This window comes from Bacteroides sp. HPS0048, assembly GCF_964240755.1.
In the GTDB taxonomy this organism is placed as follows: Bacteria; Bacteroidota; Bacteroidia; order Bacteroidales; family Bacteroidaceae; genus Bacteroides; species Bacteroides nordii.
This window is the reverse complement of the sequence record NZ_CAXSVC010000023.1, coordinates 1-21,284: the sequence shown is the minus strand read 5'-3', so window position 1 is coordinate 21,284 and position 21,284 is coordinate 1. Positions and strand designations below refer to the sequence as shown.

Below are 21,284 nucleotides of genomic sequence, written 5' to 3'. Positions count from 1 at the left end.
CTGATTCGCATTGTTTATAAAGAGTCAGTTAATCCTGTATCGGATCTCTTATTCATTCTATACTTTACTGCATTTTATAAATACCTTCTGCTCGTTGGATAGAGTGGTTGCAAAAAGATAAACCTCCCCTCCATCTGATAACTTGGTTCGCTTCCGTATTTCTGCTACCGTAGCCGGGAAATTACGAACGGTGATATTGGCTTTCTTTAGCTCCCCGATGGTTTCTTTTATTTCTTTCTTATTGAAGGAACATTGTCCGGTTATCAGGAAAGATCTTCCCGGAAAGTTCTCTATCCACAGATCCGAAGTGTAGAGATGGCTGTTCGGATGCAACTTCTTTACTTTATACCGGGAGGCAATATTGCGAAATGCACCCGCTTTAAGGATGGAAGCATTCGGTTCATACAGATACTTACCAAGTTCTTTGGTATAGAGACATTCGGAAGTAAGTTCCCCTTCCCGGGTGAAAGTGAAGGTTTGTTTCTCTTTGGAGGTGAGATTGATGCAATGGATAGGAATCAACCGGGAGGGTTCGTTTCCTATTATCAGCAATAGCTCTTTGCACTCATTGTTTACGGAGATAACATGTACTTCCCTGACGTGCTTCATACTTTTTAGTGCAAGGGTAAGGTCCAGCATGGGCGATAACTTGATCATGATCTGTTTGCCTTTGCTCAACAATAACTCTTCCAGCTCTGCTACATCAGGTTCACAATCTGATATGGCGATTGTCTTCCCTCCATGTTCATTCCGGCGTGCCGGATCAATAAAAATACAATCCACCGGTTCCATCTTTTGTAAATGAGCTACTCCGTCTTCATTATATACCGTAATATGTTTCAGCCCGAGTAGGGGGAAGTTATGTTTTGCGATTTCACAGAGCTCTTCTTGCCGTTCCACATAGGACACTTTACGAAACCTGCTTGCCATAAAAGCACAGTCTATCCCGAAACCTCCGGTCAGGTCGGTTAATGTCTCTCCGTCTGCCAGTGTCGATTTGTATTGTGCTGTTATTTCAGAGGAGCATTGTTCCATCGATAGATGACGCGGATACCATAGCTCCTCAATAGATTGCCACGAAGGTATTTTATTGGCAGCAGCCTGTCTTCCGGCTATTTGTACAATAGCGGCAGGCATATCCACGTCCGGATATCTGGGAGCCTGTAATGCTAGTAGCCGGACGTCATCCCGACTATGGGCACGAATAAACTCGATAGTAGGTTGTGATAGTTGTTCCATAAATTACATGAGATCTTCTTCCTGATCTTTATAATGAACATCGAAGCGGCCGTTAGTGATCCGGCCTCCACTGAATGTTCCGCTGATGATATTTCGTTCCGTATCAAAACGGGTGATGGTAACTGTTCCGTTTTTTAATTTCTCTTCTCCAAAGCGTACGTTAGTAAACTCCGATTCTTGTCCTTCCTGAGGAGATACTATGGTAAACCGGATGTATCTGTCTTGCTTTACCATGACAGATACGTCTACTTCCGCCTGCTTCTCATTGTATAAGAATTTGATTGACGGACTGTCTACGGAAGGGCCGAACCAATAACCGTAATCCCGGTATCTGCCTCCGACATATAACCAGCCGTCTATCAGGCAGCCAAACGTCTCTGCACCAATAGTAGTGGCAGGTGGCATCACTGTAATGTCTACTGTTTCATCTTCTCTGTCACAACCGATACAGCAAAGAACGGAAAGAAGAATGAGGATATATTTCTTCATCATATTGTATATATTTCAGGTTAAAAATTGAAAGAGACTCCTGCTGAAAGATTAAGTCGGCTTACCGATAACGGGTCGTTGCGGAATTTAACGGTAGTCGTTTCATTATGATAACGTGGGTATATTTTGTGAATATTGGAGGCTACGTATTGTATATCGGCTTCTATATTCCATTGCCGGGTTATTTTCAAGGTAGCGTTGAGCCCTGCATTAGTGGCAAAGGAAGTTGCAGTTACGCGTCTGCTTTTATCGAATACTTTACTGTAGTTCCTATATGACAATATACCTATACCTGCATCCAAGCGAATGAAAAAGCATTTTGTCCGAAGGCAATAGATCCCTGCCTGGGGAGCAAAATAGTGTGTGTATAGATGATCGCTTCCTTCTTCGTGGCTTCCTTGGGAAGAGAATCCTGAATACAGGAATCCTATTCCGACTATATCTGCCGGACGGTAATAATATTGCGCATCCCAGCTAACCCCTTCCGAAAGGCTACGCTCGTAACTTTTTGAACTGTTGGTTAGTCCGGCAGTTCCTTTCAGCATATTCCCGTATCCGGTATGGAAGGAGAATGTGTGCTGTTGCTTTGTGGTTTCTTGTGCCGGTAAGGCGATACACCACATTGTTAGAAAAACCAACAACAGGTTTTGTTTTCTTTTAAGCATAATAGATGGTATTATTCGATTCGTTTATATCTTTGTTTAGCTACTTCTCTGCTACACAGGTTAAAGTGCCACCACTCACTGTTGAGTGCACGAAAACCTGCTTCTCTCATAATGAGTCGGAGTAGTTGCCGGTTTCTTACAGCTTCCTCGCTGATTTTTCTGCTTTTTACTAATTCAGCTTCGTGGGTGATATGAGCTTCGACACCCAAATGGTCTACTTCCGTTCCCATAGGAAGAGGAACTCCATTATTATCGAGAATGCTGATGTCTACTGCCAGTCCGTAGTTATGGAGTCCTCCACCGCGGGAAGGATTGGATACATAGATGCTTTTTGAAGTACCTTTCACTACATTCCACATCTTTTTCTGTACGGACATGGGACGGGCAGCATCGTAAACAATCAGGCTGTATCCGGGGTGTTTCTCTTTCAATAACTGTTGGGCACGAAGCAGTGATTTTAAAGCATCCGGATGCAGATAGGCGTCCTTTAAATCTTCGTAGAGTAGTTCTCCTGTAAAGTTTTCCGGGGTTGCATACAGTAACTTTACAGCAATACTACTGTCTGCGCTTTGGATATTTATAAGTCCGAGCGAGTCAAGATAGAGTGCTATACGGCTCTTCTCTATAACGGGCGATTGGGTTTCTTCTGTTGTAGCAATAGTTTCTACAGGAGAAATGACTGTTGTCTTTTCTCCCGTCGGTTTTCTTCCGGTATGACATGCTGTGAGTAGCAGACAGAATGCCAGGAGTCCCCATTTTCTGTATTTCATCGTTGGAGCGTCCATTCCATGAGTTCAATATCCATTTCTGTTTCTGCTTTCATGAGGTAATGATTCCGTTTCCGGCATACACTATTATATATTTCTTCCGCAGCTTTCCGATCTTTCTTCCATAAGAGTGCGAGTGCACATTGCAACCTCTGTTTGCCGGTTGAGGTTTCTCCGAACCGGCTGATATATTGTTGCAAGGAAGTACTGTATAATTCCTCTATTACTTCTGAACGACATTGTCCAATCAATTCCAGAAAAAGTAATTCACACTCGGCTTCCAATACGAAGATAGGAATAATCTCTTCCCGATGTGCAAGTATCTCTTGCAATAGTTTTTCAGCCTGTGCAAACTCTTTCTGATCTATAAGCCGGGATACACAAAATCCCTTAACACCGGTCAGCAACGGATTACTGTACTCTGTGTCTTCTCCTGTAAACCATTCGGCAGGCATATCCCTCAACCGGGTACCTTCCTGAAACAAAGCATTTACCTTAAGCTGGAGTATTAAGGCATGGCGGCTTTCCAACGACTTTTGCATCAGCCTGAGGTTATAGCCGTCATTGACAATACCGCTTCTTTTCATTGGAATTCCGTTGAGTAGTGCGAATAGAATTCCGATAAGGGCGGTAAATAGAAGGAATAGTTTGAGGGGAGTAAAAATAGAAGGAATTGTAGTCAATAATAAGATTGCTACTATTGCCGAGAACAGGTTCATTAATACACCTCCCAGATTGTAGAGAATGAACGGGAGTTGTTGCGGACTTACATCCGGTGGGAGAAGCAGACATTGGCCAGCCGTTCCGGGTATCTTAAAGTACTTTATCTTGAATCTTCCTTTTTCTTTGATTAATGTTAGTTTCCCGATACGGAAAGAGATAAATTTGTAACCGGTGGCTAATCCAAAAAGCAAATGTCCTGCTTCATGTAGGATAATTTGCAGGTAACCGGCAATAAAAAGACTTATGAGCGATATAAACATACTACTTAGTAGTGTCTCGATTTTCAGATGTTCGAGAAATGCAGTCAGTGAGGTCCCGGTAAACCAGCTGATTCCCAGTATTACACCGGCAGCACCCATACACATACCAATAATCAGGCTACCTGCGAACTTGAGGACTTTTTTCATAACAGTTTGTTTCTGATTAGTTTTTGTACCTGTTCTTATAAAAAAAAGACTATAAATCATCGATCTATAGTCTTCTTTTAAGTGGGCCATCTTGGGCTTGAACCAAGGACCTCCAGATTATGAGTCTGTTGCTCTAACCAACTGAGCTAAAAGCCCGTGTATCCTTTTATCTTGGATGCGGGGACAAAATTAGTATTTTCTCCCGAAATATGCAAACTTTTTAGAGCAAAATCAAAACAGTTTCTTATATTCTTTCAATGTTTCAGAATTTATAAGTACGCTTGGGGTTTTTCGGGAACCATCCTTTTCTAACCCGGTCTTCTTGTTCAAAGACCTCTTTGATAGTCCAGAACGAAGAAAAAGCAAAAACGCCTAACAGGGAAGAAACGAGAATATTGTCTACACTTAATGAAGCTAATACGCCGGCTATTCCCAATACCAGAAAAATCCACCAACATTTAGTACCCCAGTAATATTCGGCTTTTACCACGACCGGGTGAAAGAGTCCGATGATTAAAAAAGTACAGATGCCAATTAGAAGTCCTGCCAGATGATATTCGTTCAAGAACTCCATTGGTTTACTTATCTATGCGAATAGGAATTTCTTTCTTGATACTTTGTTCCAGGGAGATCAGGGTCTCAGTAGCTACAACGCCTGGTATCTCCTGCATCTTATTATTCAACAAGTCCATCAGGTGTTCGTTGTCGCATGCATAGAGTTTAGTCAGCATGGTGTATGGACCGGTAGTGAAGTGACACTCTACAATCTCCGGTATTTTTTGTAACTCGGCTACCACCGATTTGTACATAGAACCCTTTTCAAGCTTAATACCAACGTATGTACAAGTTCTGTATCCAAGTGATTTGGGGTTTACGTGATAACCCGATCCTACAATAACTCCCAGATCTATAAGGCGTTGCACACGCTGATGGATGGCTGCACGTGAGACACCACATTCTGCTGCTACATCTTTAAAAGGTATGCGGGCATTCTGAGAAATGATCTCAAGAATCTGCCTGTCAAGGTTGTCTATTTTTTCCATAATTAATGAGTATATTTTCCAATTGTTATCAAATAGTAAGCAAATATAGAGATTTATTTTAATTTCTCTCTATAAAACGGATAAAAAATAGGAAATAGCAAAAAAGAGGCGCAAATTTCTTTGCACCTCTTTTTATTTATAGGGATAATTTGCTTACTTTTCGATGCTAAGCAATTCAACTTCGAATACCAAGGTTGAGAACGGTTTGATCTGGCCCTGATCTCTTGAGCCATAAGCCAAGTCTTGTGGGATGTAAAGTTCCCATTTAGAACCAACAGGCATCATAGTTAATGCTTCTGTCCAACCTTTGATAACCTGGTTAGCACGGAAAGTAGTTGGCTCGTTACGTTTGTATGAACTATCAAATTCAGTACCGTCAATCAAAGTACCTTTATAGTTTACTTTCACTTTGCAAGTATCAGCAGGAATTTCACCCTTACCTTCAGTGATTACTTTATACTGCAATCCGCTCGGAGTTGTTTTTACACCTTCTTTAGTCTTATTTTCAGCAAGGAATTTTTCACCGGCAGCTTTGTTGTCAGCGTATTTTTCTTCCATAGCTTTTGCTTTGATAGCTTCCATAGCTGTCTGAGTATATGACTGAGCTTTTTCCATAGTCATCAAGCCACCTTTTTCCAGTGTACCTGCGATGAAACCTGCAAGGAAGTTTTCTTTGCTGATAGTTTTTACTGAATCTTCACCAAATAGTTCGTGGTTAATACCCTTCATCATCTGGTTACTGATCTGCTGACCAATCTGAAGACCTGCCATGTAAGCGGCTTCTTTCTTTCCGGTTTTGTTGGCACCTTCGGTTACACCTTTGATGAACTCAGCCATGTAAGCTGTGTCAACATCCATACGTCCTACTAGATAGCCTTTCAGACCTTGAGTCTGAGCCATACCGATTGAATAAGACAGTGAATCGAGTTCTGTTTTCAGATTTGCTTTAGGAGCCTGGGCTGTACATGATGCAAGACCAGTTACGGCAGCGATTGCTGCCAGGATTGTAATCTTTTTCATTTTGCTTTTAAAAAATTATTTGTTTAAAACTTCAAGTAATTCTACTTCGAATACCAGTGTGCTGTGCGGTGGAATCATCTCTCCGGCACCTTGTGCGCCGTAAGCCAGATCTGACGGAATATACAGTTTCCATTTAGAACCTTCCGGCATCAGCTGCAATGCTTCTACCCATCCCGGGATCACTTGGTTTACACCGAATACGGCAGGCTGTCCGCGCTTGATAGAGCTGTCAAATAGTGTTCCGTCAAGAAGTGTACCTTCATAGTGACATTTCACCTGATCGGTGGCTTTGGCCAGTTTACCTTTTCCTTCGGTGATTATTTCGTACTGCAGTCCGCTTGGAAGGGTTACAACACCCGCTTTTTTCTTGTTTTCTTCCAGGAATGCTTTTCCTTGTTCAATGCTGGCAGCACTCATCTTCTGTTCCAGTTCTTCGAAATATTTATTTACTATTTCGCGGGCTTCTTGGTGGCTGATAGCTGTCTGATTACCTTCCAGTACATCTTTAATTGCCTGAGCAAAGTCTTCTACCGAGATGCCCTTGGCACCCATACCTAACAAGTTCTGGCCGATTCCAAGGCCGATTGCATAACTAAATTTATCCATATATATTTTTGTTGGAGATTGGAGGAAGAAACTTGAATCTTTTACTCTCAATCAATTGCAAATTAACAATTGGCAAAAATACATGTTTTATTTGAATGATCGGGCTTTTTGGATTTAAAATTTCTTATCACTGTATAAGTTATCTGTTTTTATTCGCTTTATTATTCAATTATTCTGTTTACTTTTGCTATATATCTGAATCAATGTAAAAAAGGAAGCATGAAGAATTTAGTCATTTTGTCAGGTGCGGGGATGAGCGCGGAGAGTGGGATCAGTACATTTCGTGATGCTGGTGGGTTATGGGATAAGTATCCGGTGGAGCAGGTAGCAACTCCGGAGGGGTATGCACGTGATCCGGAACTGGTGATTCATTTTTATAATGAGCGGCGTAAACAACTGTTGGATGTGAAGCCTAATCGCGGGCATGAATTGTTGGCAGAGTTGGAGAAACACTTTAATGTGACTGTAATTACCCAAAATGTTGATAACCTGCACGAACGGGCAGGGAGTACACATGTGATTCATCTACACGGTGAATTGACAAAAGTATGTTCCAGCCGTGATCCGAATAATCCTCATTATATAAAGGAATTGAAACCGGAGGAATATGAAGTACGTATGGGGGATTGTGCCCGAGACGGTTCTCAGCTGCGTCCTTTCATAGTCTGGTTTGGTGAGGCTGTACCAATGATAGAGGCAGCCATTGATATTGTGGAGAAGGCGGATGTATTTGTTATTATCGGAACTTCCATGAATGTCTATCCGGCTGCCGGGTTGTTGAATTATGTGCCACGTACAGCAGAGGTTTATCTGATCGATCCTAAACCGGTGGATACTCATACTTCCCGTTCCATACATATTATTCAAAAAGGAGCTTCGGAAGGCGTTGTCGAACTTAAACACCTTCTTGGCCTATGATTGCAAATATTCGTCAGATAAGTCAGCAATTGCTGAATCCGTGTTTTAATTCTCCCAAAGAGGTTGTGTCATGGATGGGAGCTATCCAGGGACAGGATTATGCTATGGCTAAGTGGGCTGTAGGTATCCGCTTAAAATCACCCACTCTTAGAGCTGTGGAGGACGCCCTTGCACGGGGAGAGATAATACGTACACATGTGATGCGCCCTACTTGGCATTTAGTGGCAGCAGAAGATATACGCTGGATGCTGAAACTGTCTGCACAGCGTATAAAGTCGGCCAATGACTCCTTCGCGAAGGGACATGGAGTAGATATTTCAGAAACACTTTTTTCTCGTTGTAACCGCTTAATAGAAAAACTGCTGGAAGGAAATAAAAGTCTGACTAAGCAAGAGATAGAAGCCGGACTGGCAAATGAAGGGATGACTGTTGATAATCGATTGATGACACGGTTTATGGCACGTGCTGAGGTGGAAGGTATTGTTTGCAGCGGTGTTGATAAAGGGAAGAAAGCAACGTATGCTTTGCTTGAAGAACGTGTTCCTCCGGTAAAAGAACTGACAAAGGATGAAGCTTTGGCTACATTGGCATTGCGTTATTTTCGTAGTCATTCTCCGGCAAGTCTGACAGATTTTGTATGGTGGTCGGGCTTATCAGTTACCGAAGCAAGAACTGCTATGGGGCTGATTGATTCACAATTGGTGAAGGAACGTTTTGACTCTTATGAATTGTTCGTGCACGAATCTTATCAGGGAGAGATTAACTCTGCTGATATACTTCACTTTCTGCCATCTTATGATGAATATCTTATTAGTTATAAAGAACGTAAAGCTGTGCTTGCCGAGGAACATCATCCTAAAGCGTTCAATACGTACGGGATATTTTATCCGGTGATCTTGTATAATGGTAAGGTAGTGGGTAACTGGAAAAAAACTGTTGGCAAAAACAAGAAGATTGAAATAGTAACTTCTTTTTTCGAAGGTTGTCCCCGTATTCATAAAGAAATGATAGAACAGGCAGAAAGCAGATTACGGGTATTTTATTCAGAGTCCGACTGAACTGATAAGGAAAACGCTTCCTTCCTCCGGGTAGCTTTTTATTTTTTGGAGATAGCCCGTATGATAAACCAGGCGTGATGTGCTACGGTGCTCATCACTCCATAATGCTGGCACATAATACGAAAACGCTCTTTGAGAGATGCTTTCTGATTCCGGGTAGTCATTCCTTCGTCTAGATAATCAATGACGGTGAGATGGGTATTGTGTAGGGTACGTGCCTTTTTCATAATCCGGATACACCAGTCAAAATCGGCAGAAAAACGATAATTCAGATCATATGATTCTATAAGGGTATGTTTGGCAAAAAAAGCCTGATGGCATACCAGCATTCCTTGTTTGAAGCTTTTCCAGGTTAATACGTTAGGAGCCGAAAGGCGGCGCATACGTAAAAAATGTCCGTTTTTATCTACAATTGCCGTCTCACCGTACAGTACATCGGGAAGTTCGTTTCCACTGATCGAGTGTACCATTTGTTGCAGTGTATCATCTTCATGAAAACTGTCGCCGGCATTGAGAAAGCAGAGATAATCACCTGTCGCCAATGATATTCCCTTATTCATAGCATCATACAAACCTTTATCCGGTTCACTGAACACTTTATGAATCCGTTCGCGGTATTTGTTTATAATCGTCTGCGTGTTATCTTTTGAGGCTCCATCCACAATAATGTACTCTACATGTCGGTAGGTTTGTGAAATGACGCTTTGTATTGTGTCTTCCAACACCTGTCCGGCATTGTAAGTTACGGTGATAATTGAGAATTTAGGGGTAGGATGGTTATGCATGCTTTCCCGTGATTTTGTTATAAACTTCGATGTATTTCTTGGCAATGATACTTTCCGAATAGTTAGCTATGGCCTTTCGTGAGGCCTGTTCCGCCAATATAGGGTTTTCCGATTCTGTCAATGCCCAGTAAATTCCGTTGGCAAAGTCCTCAGACGATTTGTATTGTGCCACATAGCCATTATGCAGGTGGTCTATCATCTCCGGAATACCTCCGACATTGAATCCTACACAAGGTACTCCGCATGCCATTGCTTCCATGATAGTATTGGGAAGATTCTCTTCCAGTGAGGGAGTTACAAACAGATTGACAGCATTGTATATATTCACTAATTCATGCTCATTGCTGACGTAATCGAGTGCGTAGACCGGAAAAGGCAACAAATTAGTCAGTTGTTGTGATTGGTTGCCAAATACCACAACTCCGAGTGAGGATTTCAACTCAGGATGTTTCTCTGCCAATAGCTTACATGATTCTATCAGATAGTCGATTCCTTTACGTTTGTCTGTAATTTTGACAGAGCCGAACAGTAACAATTTTCCTTCCTGGGGTAATCGGAAATGTGTACGGGCCTCCTGTTTATTATGGGGTCTGAACAGATTGGTATTGATAGGGTTCGGAATGCTTGTTACAGTGTGTCCGGTAAGCAATGCACTGCTTTTGGCTTTCTCTTCAAGCCAATGGCTACAGGTTACAAATGTGATAGGAGCAGCTTTATAAAGTTCTTTTTTCTTTCTGAATATGCGGGTGGACAAGTCTTTTTTATTGCCTCCGCCATAAAGGAAGGGACAATGGTGACATTCATGCTGGTAATTGGTACATTCGCGTGCATGGTGACAAATACCGGTAGAAGGCCACATATCATGCATAGTCCATACAATAGGTTTCCCCGATTCCAGTATTTTGCTGAGATTTTTGAGTGAGAGCATTCCCTGGTTGATCCAGTGCAGGTGGATAATGTCTGCTTGCCGGAATTCCGGGAGGGAGGTAACATCTGTGCCTGTATTGGCTATGTCCACTGCAAAAAGATTGTTTTTCTTGAAATGGTTTGCTTTCCAAATGACAATGCGTTCCCAAACGAATTTCCATAAAGTCAGCCAGCTACGGTCGAGTCCGACAACACTTATCTGGTCGGTTTGTTTGTCACGTACCAGCATTTTGGCTTTGATTCCATTGTTTTTCAGTGCTTCCATCAGACGGCTGGCAGCTACGGCCGCACCACCTATTCGTTCGGATGTATTTATGATCAGTACTCTCATGCGCCAGAATGTTTTGGCAAAAATAGCGGTTTTCTGTGAGAATCCGTACAAAGTCATGGATTATTTGTACTTTTGCAGCACTATATATAAATAGGTTTAACATATGAAAAAGGTTCTGTTTTTGGGCTTGGGATATATTGGTCTTCCTACGGCGGCAGTTGCTGCAACTCATGGTTATCAGGTGATTGGAGTAGATGTGAACCCAGTGGTAGTGGACACTATCAATCAAGGGAAAATACATATTGTAGAGCCGGATTTGGATAAGATAGTAAAGGAAGCTGTTCAAAAAGGAAATCTTCGGGCTGTGTCGAAACCCGAAACAGCGGATGCTTTCTTTGTAGTGGTACCTACTCCGTTCAAACAGAACCATAGGGCAGACATTATGTATGTGGAATCTGCTACACGTTCGGTAATTCCTTACCTGAAGGCGGGAGATTTATTTGTTATTGAATCTACATCTCCTGTTTTTACCACCGAGCGGATGTCAGAAATTATATATAAAGAACGACCGGAGCTGAAAGGTAAATTGTACATTGCATACTGTCCGGAACGTGTATTACCGGGAAATACACTTTATGAACTGGTTCATAATGACCGTGTGATTGGTGGTATCAATCCGGAATCTACGGAGAAAGCGATTGAATTTTATTCTGCTTTTGTAAAAGGTACTTTGCACCGTACCAATGCCCGTACGGCTGAAATGTGTAAACTTACTGAAAATTCGTCACGTGATTCTCAAATTGCTTTTGCCAATGAACTTTCGATGATTTGTGATAAGGCAGGAGTAAATGTATGGGAGTTGATAGAGTTGGCCAATAAACATCCGCGTGTTAACATTCTCCAACCGGGATGTGGTGTAGGAGGGCATTGTATTGCTGTAGACCCTTGGTTTATTGTCTCTGATTATCCGGAACAGGCACAGCTTATCAAGCGTGCCCGTGAGACGAACGATTATAAAGCCGACTGGTGTGCTAACAAAGTGATGGAAACTTGCCAGCGGTTTGTAGAGAAGAATGACCGGGAGCCGGTTGTTGCCTGTATGGGATTGGCCTTCAAACCCAATATTGATGATTTGCGGGAGTCTCCTGCCAAATATATTGCTTCCCGTATTATTTCAGAGTCAAGAGCGGATGTACTGATTGTGGAACCGAATATATGTTCACATCCCAGTTTTCATTTGACGGATTATAAAGAGGCTTATGCGAAGGCAGATATCGTAGTGTGGCTGGTGCGTCATACCCCTTTTGTAGAGATGGTGCGTGAGGAAGGCAAACTGGAACTGGATTTTTGCGGAGTGAGAAAGTAATGAAGAAGATATTACTGGTATTCGGAACACGACCGGAAGCCATCAAGATGGCTCCTTTGGTAAAAGCTTTGCAACGAGATACAGAACACTTTGAAACGAAGGTTTGTGTCACGGCACAGCATCGTCAGATGCTGGATCAGGTATTGGAAGTATTTGGTATCGTACCTGAGTATGATCTGAATATCATGGCCCCAGGGCAGGATTTATATGATATAACCTCCAAGGTATTGTTAGGTTTACGTGATGTATTCAAAGAGTTTGCTCCCGATGTGGTACTTGTACACGGTGATACAACCACCTCAATGGCTGCCGGCCTGGCTGCTTTTTATCAGCAGATCAAGGTAGGGCATGTAGAAGCCGGTTTACGTACTTATGATATGCTTTCTCCCTGGCCCGAAGAGATGAATCGTCAGGTAACCGATCGTCTCTGTCATTACTATTTTGCTCCTACCCATCAGTCTGAAGAGAATCTGCTTCGTGAGAATATTGATGGTAATCGTATTTTTGTAACGGGAAATACCGTGATTGATGCCCTGTTGATGGCGGTGGATATTATATCTGCCAGTCCGGAGAAACAGCAGGAGCTACATGAGATTCTGAAAGCCAAAGGTTATATCTTGACAGACCGTGAATATATTCTTGTCACCGGACATCGCCGTGAAAACTTTGGCGAAGGCTTTTTGCATATTTGCAAAGCCATTAAAGAGATAGCAGCAGAACATCCTGATATAGATATTGTCTATCCGGTGCATTTGAATCCGAATGTGCAGAAGCCTGTTTACGAGTTGCTTTCGGGTTTGAGTAATGTCTATCTGATTGATCCGTTGGATTATCTGCCATTTATTTATGCCATGCAGCACAGTCTTTTGTTGCTGACGGATAGTGGTGGTGTGCAGGAAGAGGCTCCGTCATTAGGGAAACCTGTTCTTGTGATGCGCGATACAACGGAACGTCCGGAAGCTGTAGCTGCCGGGACGGTAAAGCTTGTTGGTACGGATTACAATGCAATTGTCAGCAATGTAAATACATTATTGCGTGATAAAGCACTTTATCAGAAGATGTCCGAGACACACAATCCTTATGGAGACGGACATGCCTGTGAACGTATCATAGCAGCTTTGCGATAGAGTATACATCTCGGAAGTCTACCTCATGAATGCTTTGAAAGCGTCCAGATATCGTTGACTGACTGTATCGATATTGATCTCTTCAAGAATAATTTTTTGCGACTCTTTTCGCATCTTCTCACAAAGTTCGGGAGATGAGAAAAGAGTTGTAATTTTTTCGGCCAGGCTGTTGGCATCCCCTGCTTTAAAGAAAAAGCCGTTCTTCCCATCGGTTACCAGATCCCGTTCGGTACTGTCACATACAGAGCAGATGACCGGCATACCATAAGTCATAGCATCGTTGATAGAAAGCCCTCCCATACCAGCAAGTACATATACAGCAGATTCATTCATATAAGCTCCCAGCACTTCTGGTTTATAAACACTACCTGCAAAACGGATGTAGCTGCTCAGGTTCAGTTGCTCTGCCTGTTGCTTTAGGTTCTCCAGCTCCGGTCCGTCACCCACTATCACCAATTCTGTGTCCGGGAACTGTGCTATTACTTTGGGTAAAGCTTCTATCAGCAGGTCCACCCGTTTCCATTTCACCAGCCGTCCGATGTGGAGAATACGTCTTGGATTGGGAGGAAGGATAGAAGGGGCTGTCTGTACGTTTTCCTTTTCACGAAGCAACGCTTCTGTGTCGGTAGAATTATAAGTAACATGTATTTTTTCTTTTTCTACTCCATAGGAAGGGAGGATGTCGTATGCAGCCGTTGAATAATTAAGCGTTCCCGCCACTTTTGAATAACAATATTTGCGGATATGTGCTGTAAGCCATTGTTTGATGTAAAATGACATTCCGGTACTCTGCAACCGCATGTTTTCGTCATACATAGGCTGAGCCTTGAAAAACGCTCTTATCTTTCCATAGGGTGGAGTCTGGAATGGTATCTCACGGATGACGATTTTTGTTCCACAGCTCTTTACCGCTTTTCTTAGTTCCGGCTGAAAGAACAGTTGCAGGAAGTAAGGCCATCCCATTACAAGAATATCCGGTTGTTCCTTCCGGATAATTTCTGGCAGTTGCGGATAAGCTGTTTTCCCGTAAAACATCTTTTTTTCCGGGCTGGTAAGACGCTTATAAGAGCCACTCTCTACCATTTTTACTCCTTTGCCGATGCTGGCATTTCCTTTTTGTGGAGTAATAACTACGATATCAACACCTTTCGCCTGTAGCTTATTGAGCATGGCATTCAGGTAATGGGGCATTCCGCCAAAGGTATAGAGTACTTTCATAAATGTAAATAATTAGCTTTTCTTTGACAACTTTGTTTTCGGAACCGGTTCACTTTGGAACTCTGTTTCAACAACCGGCAGGAGATAGCCAGGTAGGACAGTGCATCTTTGGTTTTTCCTTGTACGAGCATTTGCAATGCTTTTTGGATGCCTGCCAATATGCCGTATCCGAAGGCTTGTACAGACGAGTAGTTGATGTTGGCATATTCAGTAAGCAGGTATATTTGTTCCGAACGCATCCATACTTCGTGGCTGACTTTCCGGTTTTCCCGGTCATGACAACCGAATACTATGGGAGAGTATCCTACGAAATATCCGTGGTGTTTGAGGCGGTTGACGTAATCTTTGTCTTCTCCGTAGTGATAAAAAAGAGGTGAGAATCCTCCCACTGTATGGAGTACGGCAACGGGGATCATCCAGAAAGCGGCGTTGATGAAACTTGTTTGCACTATGGGAACTTCCTTGTTCAGATCACTCAGTTGCCGGATACCGGTGTAAGCACTGAATCCTTGTTCGGGCTTATCTCCGTTACCGGTCAGATGTACCGGAGAGAGGATACCATAAGTCGAATATTTTTGGCAAAGGTTGGCAAGTGTACCAATGGTTTGTGGGTCTATCCATGCATCCTGATTGAGTAGAAAAACAGCATCATATCCTTCGCTGATGGCTATTTCCATTCCAATATTGTTGGCACGCCCAAAACCGAGATTCTCTTTGTTTTTGATGAGGCGTACTTCGGGATAACGCTGTTCAATGAGTTGGGTGGTAGAATCAGACGAGCAGTTATCTATCACTACTGTGTCAACCGGATGTACCGATTCACGCAGGCTGCCAAGACAGCGATCTATCCAGCGCTCAAAGTTGTAACTCACAATGATAACAAGTATTCTCATGGCTTTTTCTTTAATAGTTCACACGCAGAGTTAATCATGAAACGCTCTATCATTAAAGCATTTATTCTTGTATGCATAGAAGCAGGGATAGAAGAATGCTCTCAGGTGATTGATCTTTTTTCTCGCTGCAATTTTGTCTTTATGTATCGTGCAGAACAGGCATAGTTTCAGGAAAGAAAAGAAACTCCTTCCCAGCATCGCGTCCACAATGCGGTGTGCAGTATTTAGCTCTTTCTGCCCATTGCTCTCTCTATAGATATGGCGGTAGAATTTCTGCCAACTCTCTTTTTTTCTTAATGCCCGGTACGATTGATAACCTTTCAGATAGGGAAGGTAAGGTTTCGCTTTTTTATAGTTCTTCTGGTAAAAAAGGCTCATGGCTGATTCCTGATGTACCCGGTGGTTGGTCAGTATCTTATTACACCGGGCTACTCCTCCATAGAGTTGGGCATTGATAGCCAGCCACCAGTCATAGAGCACATTGTCATCCCAGAAAGGAATTTTTTCAATCATACTGCGGCGTAGCAGCATGCTATGTCCCGGTACGCAGTTGGAGAACAGCAGTCGTTCCAGGCTTTCGTTATTGTTGAGGCGGCGCTCTATATCATCTATAGAGTGATCTTGTGGTGTAGCGGAAAAAGAAAAACACATAGCTTTGTCTCCGATACAAGCCATCATCTCTTTAAGTTTGTCGGGATGCCAGACATCGTCCTGATCGGAGATAGAGATGAAATCACCTGTTGCGCTACAGAGTGCAGTATGGAAATTAGCATTGAATCCCAGGTTCTTCTCATTAATATGCAGTCGGATAAAAGGATAGCGGGCTTGATACTCCTTTATGATTTCTGTTGTCCGGTCTGTGCTCTGGTCATCCTGAATCAGCAACTCGTGGATAGGATAGGACTGTTGTACAATAGAGTCCAGTTGTTCGCGCAGAAATTTCTCTCCGTTATAAGTGCACATTACAACGGATACAAGAGAGAAAGAGGAACTGGTAGGAGAGGCTGTCATGTTCTTTTCTTTTTGTTTAAAATCCGGTTGATGGAGTATAAATCTTTTCCCGTACACCGGGAGAAGAAACTGAGTAGCAGAGAGGTGTATAATTTCCTTTGCAAAGGGTAAAGGCGAAAAGCGATGAAGAATTCTCTGCACATCAACAGGTAATTACCTGCATAGATAGCACCTACCATTCTTCGCTTGTGCCATGATGAAACGAAACGGCGTACACCTTTGCGGTGTGATGCCTCTTTAAACAGTCTGTCGAACGCTTCGTCCAACGGATTATTCATGAGTACTGGACGGATGTTTTTGCCTTCGTATATCAGATAGTAGATTGAAGTCGGTAGTTTGGAATAGGCAATGTCACAAACGGCATGGAGTCTGGCAAGCGTGATAACATCTTCGCCCGATGGAATGCCCACAGGGAATCCGCCTATTTTTTGTATTTCTCTTTTACGGACTGCATATGAACTCATATGGATAGGGAAGTCGGTTCCCGAAGCCATTTCGTAATAGTTGTCTATGATTCCTTCTTCTCCGCCGAAGGTGAATGGTACGGGTAGAATCGGAGTGGCGGGAGAGGTGTTTTCCCGGGTATAATAATAGGAAGTGCCGAATACACCGCATTCCGGAAATTTTCTTATCAGTCCTGCTATTACTTCCAGATGATTTTCTTTCCATTCGTCATCGGCATCCAGAAATGCAATATACTCAAAACGTGCTTCTTCAATCCCCCGGTTTCTTGCAGCAGATACACCTCCGTTCTTTTGGTGGATGAGGCGGATGAGTGGATTGTTCATTCGTTCGATGACAGAAACACTCCCGTCGGTAGAACCATCGTTGACAATAACTATCTCAAACTGCTGAAACGTTTGGGAGAGAACCGAATAGACTGCTCTTTCTATGTATCGTTCTTTATTATATAAAGGTATAACTACGCTTATCATCTTTCCTTCTCCCTACTTCTTCTTTTTCAAAAACTGTATGCTTTCTTTGAAAACAACAGAATTGCTTCCCCACATCAGCAAGGTATACAGTATAGCGGCTACCACTACCTTAGCGGTGAACAGCAGATATATGTTGCCGATACTGCGCGTTGCATAATAGGTGACAACCATTGTGATTCCTGCCAGGGCGGCAAAGGGGATAACGTCTTTCAGTGCATTCCAGAGACTGAGGCGGATTTGTTGCCATACAAAATAGTGCCATACCAGCATCCAGACAATATTGACAGTCACAAAGGCAACGATCATGGTATGTATACCGTAAGGATAAGCCAGTAAAATGACTATAATCTGAAGAATCCCCAAGGCAATTGTATTCCACATATAAATGTCGGACTTTCCTTTACTGATGATAAGATTGGAGTAGAGAGACAATATCGGCAGGAAGGCTCCCCAGATACACAATAATTGCAGGATAGGCACACTGTCCAGCCATTTATCAGTTACCGAAATGACAATAAGTTCATGAGCGATAAGTGCCAGTCCGAACATAGCCGGGAAAGAGATAAAGGCAGTGAAACGCAACATTTTCCGAAATACATTTCGTTGGCGTCCCGCGTCATTGGCTACCTCAGTAAGCACAGGCTGTGCTACTCCGCTAACCATGCCTGTGATGAGCGAGTGCCCCATTGTGTTCCATTTGTTGGCTTGCGTGTAATAGCCCACTTCTGCTTCTGAGAAGAATTTACCTAACAGAACTGAGAATATATTATTATTGATTTGCGTGAAGATATTCGTAACCAGTATCTTGCTGCTGAATCCGAACATACTTTTCAATGGTCTGAAATCTATATTGAGTGTGGGACGCCAGGGAGAAAAGTGCCAGAAGCAGATGGTTACCACCAGAATATAAACCACACTTTGTGTAGCTATTCCCCAGTATGTCATTCCATTGAACGCCATAATTACGCCTATAATCCCGGAGAGGGTTAAAGCTATAATTTGTGACATTGCCTTTTGCTTTACCATCAGATTCTTGAATAAGACGGCATTGTGTGCGGTAGCAGAACTCGAGATCAGAAATCCGATGAACAGATAGCGTGCCAGTGGAACAAGTTCCGGCTTGTCGTAGAAATCGGCAATCAGCGGAGCACTTAAGAAAAGTAAAATGTACATGGTTATCCCTGTCAGGGTACTAAACCAAAATACTGCGTTGTAATCCTTATGGGTTACTTCCCGTTTGTTGGTCAGCGCATTGGTGAAACCACTTTCCTGCAAGGTACCGGCTACGGCTATAAAAATGGTAAGCATTCCTACCATACCATAGTCATCGGCATTGAGCAACCGGGCCAGAAATATCCCAAAGAACAGATTCAACAATTGCTGTATGCCATTGCTGAATCCGCCCCAGAATAATCCTTTAGCTGTCTTTTCTTTAAGTGATTCGCTCATGAATTATTTGGAATTATGAGAGCTATTTCACCTCACTGCCCGGCTTCACTTCGCGGCCCGGCATTACTACAGCCAGACTACCGTCATTATTTTCGGCAGAGAGAATCATACCTTCGCTAACGATACCTTTCAGCTTGCGTGGAGCAAGGTTGGCAATGAAGCAAACTTGTTTGCCAACAAGCTCTTCCGGTTTGTAGTGCTGGGCAATGCCACTGACAATAGTACGTGTTTCCAGTCCGTCGTCTATTTTGAATTGCAGTAACTTGTCTGCCTTGGGCACCTTCTGGCATTCAAGAACAGTACCTACGCGAATATCCAGTTTCATAAAATCGTCGAACTCGATGTTTTCGCGGATCGGTTTGGCTTTATAGTTGGCTTCTTCGTTGGCTTTCTTGGTGTCGAGCAGTCTCTGTACCTGAGCTTCAATGACGCTGTCTTCAATCTTCTCAAACAACAATTCCGGTTTGTTGAGTTGGTGTCCGGCGGCGAGGAGGTCGTCACGTCCCAGTTCTGACCAGTCGAAACTGTTCATGTTCAGCATCTGGCGAAGGCGTTCGGAACTGAAAGGCAGGAACGGTTCAAAAGCAATAGCCAGGTTGGCTACCAGTTGCAGAGATATATTGAGTATCGTTGCTACACGTTCCATGTCTGTTTTAGCCAGCTTCCACGGTTCGGTGTCTGCCAGATATTTGTTTCCGATACGTGCCAGGTTCATAGCCTCTTTCTGCGCATCACGGAATTTGAATACGTTGAGCAGCTTTTCTACTTCGGCCTTTACGTCGGCGAATTCTTTCAGCGTTTCTTTATCGTAATCGGTCAAATTGCCCTGTGCGGGAACGCATCCATCAAAGTATTTCTGAGTGAGCACCATTGCGCGGTTTACGAAATTACCATAAACAGCTACCAACTCATTGTTATTACGTGCCTGAAAATCTTTCCAGGTGAAGTCATTATCTTTGGTTTCCGGTGCATTGGCGGTCAGCACATAGCGCAGTACGTCTTGCTTGCCCGGGAAGTCTTCCAGATATTCGTGCAACCATACTGCCCAGTTGCGTGAAGTTGAAATTTTATCACCTTCCAGGTTCAGGAACTCATTGCTCGGTACATTATCCGGTAGGATATAGCTACCTTCGGCTTTCAGCATGGCCGGGAATACGATACAATGGAATACGATATTATCTTTTCCGATAAAGTGGATCAGGCGTGTTTCCGGATCTTTCCACCAGGTTTCCCAAGAGTCCGGAAGCAGCTCTTTTGTATTGGAAATATAGCCGATGGGGGCATCGAACCACACGTAGAGCACCTTTCCTTCGGCTCCTTCTACCGGAACGGGAATTCCCCAGTCCAGGTCACGGCTCACTGCACGAGGCTGCAAGCCCATGTCGAGCCAGCTTTTACATTGGCCGTATACATTGGGGCGCCATTCTTTGTGATCTTCCAAAATCCATTGACGTAGCCATGCTTCGTGTTTGTCCAGTGGGAGATACCAGTGTTTGGTTTCTTTCATCACCGGTTTGCTGCCACTGATAGCACTCTTGGGGTTGATGAGATCTGTTGGAGAAAGAGAAGTACCACACTTCTCGCACTGGTCGCCATAAGCACCTTCGGAGTGACAGTGAGGACATTCGCCTGTGATATAACGGTCGGCAAGAAACTGATGTGCCTCCTCGTCGTAGTATTGTTCGGATGTTTTTTCAATGAACTCCCCTTTGTTATATAATTCTTTGAAGAAGTCTGAGGCCAACTCATGATGTGTTTTCGATGACGTGCGGCTATATACATCAAATGAGATACCGAACTCCTCGAAGGATTTCTTAATAAGGAAATGATAACGGTCTACCACATCCTGCGGAGTGATTCCTTCTTTCTTGGCACGAATCGTGATGGGCACACCGTGTTCGTCTGACCCGCCAATAAAAAGTACATCTTCTTTTTTCAGTCTCAGGTAGCGGACATAGATGTCTGCCGGTACGTATACGCCGGCCAGGTGCCCGATGTGAACGGGGCCGTTGGCATAAGGCAAAGCCGAGGTCACTGTGGTTCTTTTAAAGTTCTTTTCCATATTGTTATAGTGTCTTTTTGTTATAATCGGTTCAGTGAGTGTGCAAAGATAGTGACTTTTCTGCTCAATCTGCATAAAATCCTCTTTCAACTTTATTTCATAACACTGTAGGGGAGTGAAATAGATTTTCTGCCTGAACTTACATCTATTTAAGTATATGCTTTAAGCGTTACTTAATGTACCTTTTAAGTAAATAACCAGATACGTTTAAAGCAAACATTATCCATGTCAGGGCCGACGCATTAAAATGCGCTGTCCTGTAAAAGTGTTGACAGGTATTTTTCATCCCATCCTGCTTTCAGCCT

Annotated in this window: 21 protein-coding genes and 1 tRNA gene; 4 read left to right on the top strand and 18 right to left on the bottom strand. The window is 43.2% G+C overall.

Annotated features, from left to right (window positions below):
* Window positions 1-57: 57 nt before the first annotated feature.
* The 10 genes from ACESQI_RS16850 to ACESQI_RS16805 form a co-directional block, all read right to left on the bottom strand.
* Window positions 58-1,239: an SAM-dependent methyltransferase gene (locus ACESQI_RS16850; protein WP_122201421.1), complete on the bottom strand. Its 1,182-nt coding sequence runs from the start codon at window positions 1,237-1,239 to the stop codon at window positions 58-60.
* 3 nt (window positions 1,240-1,242) lie between these two features.
* Window positions 1,243-1,728 (bottom strand): hypothetical protein, encoded by a 486-nt coding sequence (locus ACESQI_RS16845; RefSeq protein ID WP_373126592.1) that lies wholly within the window; start codon window positions 1,726-1,728, stop codon window positions 1,243-1,245.
* Between the two features lie 20 nt (window positions 1,729-1,748).
* Complete coding sequence (locus ACESQI_RS16840; protein WP_007482910.1) at window positions 1,749-2,393, bottom strand: outer membrane beta-barrel protein; 645 nt, start codon at window positions 2,391-2,393, stop codon at window positions 1,749-1,751.
* An 11-nt stretch (window positions 2,394-2,404) separates the two neighbouring features.
* On the bottom strand, window positions 2,405-3,163 hold the full coding sequence (locus ACESQI_RS16835) for a M15 family metallopeptidase (RefSeq protein WP_007482907.1): 759 nt from the start codon (window positions 3,161-3,163) through the stop codon (window positions 2,405-2,407).
* Complete coding sequence (locus tag ACESQI_RS16830; RefSeq protein ID WP_226812729.1) at window positions 3,160-4,290, bottom strand: M50 family metallopeptidase; 1,131 nt, start codon at window positions 4,288-4,290, stop codon at window positions 3,160-3,162. The genes ACESQI_RS16835 and ACESQI_RS16830 overlap by 4 nt, the downstream gene beginning before the upstream one ends.
* Window positions 4,291-4,372: 82 nt before the next feature.
* Window positions 4,373-4,446, bottom strand: a tRNA-Ile gene (locus tag ACESQI_RS16825).
* 106 nt (window positions 4,447-4,552) lie between these two features.
* On the bottom strand, window positions 4,553-4,864 hold the full coding sequence (locus ACESQI_RS16820; RefSeq protein WP_002558349.1) for a DUF4491 family protein: 312 nt from the start codon (window positions 4,862-4,864) through the stop codon (window positions 4,553-4,555).
* Window positions 4,865-4,868: 4 nt separating this feature from the next.
* A complete protein-coding gene (locus ACESQI_RS16815; RefSeq protein ID WP_002558348.1) occupies window positions 4,869-5,333 on the bottom strand; it encodes an Lrp/AsnC family transcriptional regulator in 465 nt (154 codons plus the stop codon).
* Between the two features lie 153 nt (window positions 5,334-5,486).
* A complete protein-coding gene (locus ACESQI_RS16810) occupies window positions 5,487-6,353 on the bottom strand; it encodes an FKBP-type peptidyl-prolyl cis-trans isomerase (RefSeq protein WP_002558347.1) in 867 nt (288 codons plus the stop codon).
* A gap of 15 nt (window positions 6,354-6,368) precedes the next feature.
* Entirely contained in the window at window positions 6,369-6,959 is a 591-nt protein-coding gene (locus ACESQI_RS16805; protein ID WP_002558346.1) for an FKBP-type peptidyl-prolyl cis-trans isomerase, read from the bottom strand.
* A gap of 219 nt (window positions 6,960-7,178) precedes the next feature.
* Here ACESQI_RS16805 and ACESQI_RS16800 point away from each other — a divergent pair, with 219 nt between their 5' ends.
* Entirely contained in the window at window positions 7,179-7,877 is a 699-nt protein-coding gene (locus ACESQI_RS16800; protein ID WP_002558345.1) for an NAD-dependent deacylase, read from the top strand.
* A complete protein-coding gene (locus ACESQI_RS16795; RefSeq protein WP_234129995.1) occupies window positions 7,874-8,935 on the top strand; it encodes a winged helix DNA-binding domain-containing protein in 1,062 nt (353 codons plus the stop codon). The genes ACESQI_RS16800 and ACESQI_RS16795 overlap by 4 nt, the downstream gene beginning before the upstream one ends.
* A gap of 38 nt (window positions 8,936-8,973) precedes the next feature.
* On the opposite strand, the gene ACESQI_RS16790 is transcribed toward ACESQI_RS16795, so the two are convergent.
* Together ACESQI_RS16790 and ACESQI_RS16785 are read right to left on the bottom strand one after the other, a co-directional pair.
* On the bottom strand, window positions 8,974-9,720 hold the full coding sequence (locus tag ACESQI_RS16790) for a glycosyltransferase family 2 protein (protein WP_373126582.1): 747 nt from the start codon (window positions 9,718-9,720) through the stop codon (window positions 8,974-8,976).
* Window positions 9,713-10,978 (bottom strand): glycosyltransferase family 4 protein, encoded by a 1,266-nt coding sequence (locus tag ACESQI_RS16785; RefSeq protein WP_234129993.1) that lies wholly within the window; start codon window positions 10,976-10,978, stop codon window positions 9,713-9,715. Before ACESQI_RS16785 ends, ACESQI_RS16790 begins: the two co-directional genes overlap by 8 nt.
* A 103-nt stretch (window positions 10,979-11,081) precedes the next feature.
* Here ACESQI_RS16785 and wecC point away from each other — a divergent pair, with 103 nt between their 5' ends.
* Together wecC and wecB are read left to right on the top strand one after the other, a co-directional pair.
* Window positions 11,082-12,284 (top strand): UDP-N-acetyl-D-mannosamine dehydrogenase, encoded by a 1,203-nt coding sequence (wecC, locus tag ACESQI_RS16780; RefSeq protein WP_002558341.1) that lies wholly within the window; start codon window positions 11,082-11,084, stop codon window positions 12,282-12,284.
* Entirely contained in the window at window positions 12,284-13,411 is a 1,128-nt protein-coding gene (gene wecB, locus ACESQI_RS16775) for a non-hydrolyzing UDP-N-acetylglucosamine 2-epimerase (protein ID WP_025866868.1), read from the top strand. Before wecC ends, wecB begins: the two co-directional genes overlap by 1 nt.
* Window positions 13,412-13,429: 18 nt before the next feature.
* Here wecB and ACESQI_RS16770 read toward each other — a convergent pair whose 3' ends face one another.
* The 6 genes from ACESQI_RS16770 to metG are packed head-to-tail and all read right to left on the bottom strand — an operon-like array spanning window position 13,430 to window position 20,979.
* Complete coding sequence (locus ACESQI_RS16770) at window positions 13,430-14,629, bottom strand: glycosyltransferase family 4 protein (protein ID WP_007482890.1); 1,200 nt, start codon at window positions 14,627-14,629, stop codon at window positions 13,430-13,432.
* The gene (locus tag ACESQI_RS16765) at window positions 14,626-15,522 is read right to left on the bottom strand and encodes a glycosyltransferase family 2 protein (protein ID WP_234129992.1); all 897 of its coding nucleotides are present in this window, start codon (window positions 15,520-15,522) and stop codon (window positions 14,626-14,628) included. The genes ACESQI_RS16770 and ACESQI_RS16765 overlap by 4 nt, the downstream gene beginning before the upstream one ends.
* A 30-nt stretch (window positions 15,523-15,552) precedes the next feature.
* The gene (locus ACESQI_RS16760; protein WP_234129991.1) at window positions 15,553-16,533 is read right to left on the bottom strand and encodes a glycosyltransferase; all 981 of its coding nucleotides are present in this window, start codon (window positions 16,531-16,533) and stop codon (window positions 15,553-15,555) included.
* The gene (locus ACESQI_RS16755; RefSeq protein WP_234129990.1) at window positions 16,530-17,468 is read right to left on the bottom strand and encodes a glycosyltransferase family 2 protein; all 939 of its coding nucleotides are present in this window, start codon (window positions 17,466-17,468) and stop codon (window positions 16,530-16,532) included. Before ACESQI_RS16755 ends, ACESQI_RS16760 begins: the two co-directional genes overlap by 4 nt.
* A 12-nt stretch (window positions 17,469-17,480) precedes the next feature.
* The gene (locus ACESQI_RS16750; protein ID WP_373126581.1) at window positions 17,481-18,917 is read right to left on the bottom strand and encodes a lipopolysaccharide biosynthesis protein; all 1,437 of its coding nucleotides are present in this window, start codon (window positions 18,915-18,917) and stop codon (window positions 17,481-17,483) included.
* Window positions 18,918-18,939: 22 nt separating this feature from the next.
* The gene (metG, locus tag ACESQI_RS16745) at window positions 18,940-20,979 is read right to left on the bottom strand and encodes a methionine--tRNA ligase (protein WP_025866873.1); all 2,040 of its coding nucleotides are present in this window, start codon (window positions 20,977-20,979) and stop codon (window positions 18,940-18,942) included.
* Window positions 20,980-21,284 lie beyond the last annotated feature (305 nt).

Coding starts and splice junctions, on each gene's coding strand:
- ACESQI_RS16850 (WP_122201421.1), bottom strand. CDS start 1,239: ATGGAACAACTATCACAACCTACTATCGAGTTTATTCGTGCCCATAGT.
- ACESQI_RS16845 (WP_373126592.1), bottom strand. CDS start 1,728: ATGAAGAAATATATCCTCATTCTTCTTTCCGTTCTTTGCTGTATCGGT.
- ACESQI_RS16840 (WP_007482910.1), bottom strand. CDS start 2,393: ATGCTTAAAAGAAAACAAAACCTGTTGTTGGTTTTTCTAACAATGTGG.
- ACESQI_RS16835 (WP_007482907.1), bottom strand. CDS start 3,163: ATGAAATACAGAAAATGGGGACTCCTGGCATTCTGTCTGCTACTCACA.
- ACESQI_RS16830 (WP_226812729.1), bottom strand. CDS start 4,290: ATGAAAAAAGTCCTCAAGTTCGCAGGTAGCCTGATTATTGGTATGTGT.
- ACESQI_RS16820 (WP_002558349.1), bottom strand. CDS start 4,864: ATGGAGTTCTTGAACGAATATCATCTGGCAGGACTTCTAATTGGCATC.
- ACESQI_RS16815 (WP_002558348.1), bottom strand. CDS start 5,333: ATGGAAAAAATAGACAACCTTGACAGGCAGATTCTTGAGATCATTTCT.
- ACESQI_RS16810 (WP_002558347.1), bottom strand. CDS start 6,353: ATGAAAAAGATTACAATCCTGGCAGCAATCGCTGCCGTAACTGGTCTT.
- ACESQI_RS16805 (WP_002558346.1), bottom strand. CDS start 6,959: ATGGATAAATTTAGTTATGCAATCGGCCTTGGAATCGGCCAGAACTTG.
- ACESQI_RS16800 (WP_002558345.1), top strand. CDS start 7,179: ATGAAGAATTTAGTCATTTTGTCAGGTGCGGGGATGAGCGCGGAGAGT.
- ACESQI_RS16795 (WP_234129995.1), top strand. CDS start 7,874: ATGATTGCAAATATTCGTCAGATAAGTCAGCAATTGCTGAATCCGTGT.
- ACESQI_RS16790 (WP_373126582.1), bottom strand. CDS start 9,720: ATGCATAACCATCCTACCCCTAAATTCTCAATTATCACCGTAACTTAC.
- ACESQI_RS16785 (WP_234129993.1), bottom strand. CDS start 10,978: ATGAGAGTACTGATCATAAATACATCCGAACGAATAGGTGGTGCGGCC.
- wecC (WP_002558341.1), top strand. CDS start 11,082: ATGAAAAAGGTTCTGTTTTTGGGCTTGGGATATATTGGTCTTCCTACG.
- wecB (WP_025866868.1), top strand. CDS start 12,284: ATGAAGAAGATATTACTGGTATTCGGAACACGACCGGAAGCCATCAAG.
- ACESQI_RS16770 (WP_007482890.1), bottom strand. CDS start 14,629: ATGAAAGTACTCTATACCTTTGGCGGAATGCCCCATTACCTGAATGCC.
- ACESQI_RS16765 (WP_234129992.1), bottom strand. CDS start 15,522: ATGAGAATACTTGTTATCATTGTGAGTTACAACTTTGAGCGCTGGATA.
- ACESQI_RS16760 (WP_234129991.1), bottom strand. CDS start 16,533: ATGACAGCCTCTCCTACCAGTTCCTCTTTCTCTCTTGTATCCGTTGTA.
- ACESQI_RS16755 (WP_234129990.1), bottom strand. CDS start 17,468: ATGATAAGCGTAGTTATACCTTTATATAATAAAGAACGATACATAGAA.
- ACESQI_RS16750 (WP_373126581.1), bottom strand. CDS start 18,917: ATGAGCGAATCACTTAAAGAAAAGACAGCTAAAGGATTATTCTGGGGC.
- metG (WP_025866873.1), bottom strand. CDS start 20,979: ATGGAAAAGAACTTTAAAAGAACCACAGTGACCTCGGCTTTGCCTTAT.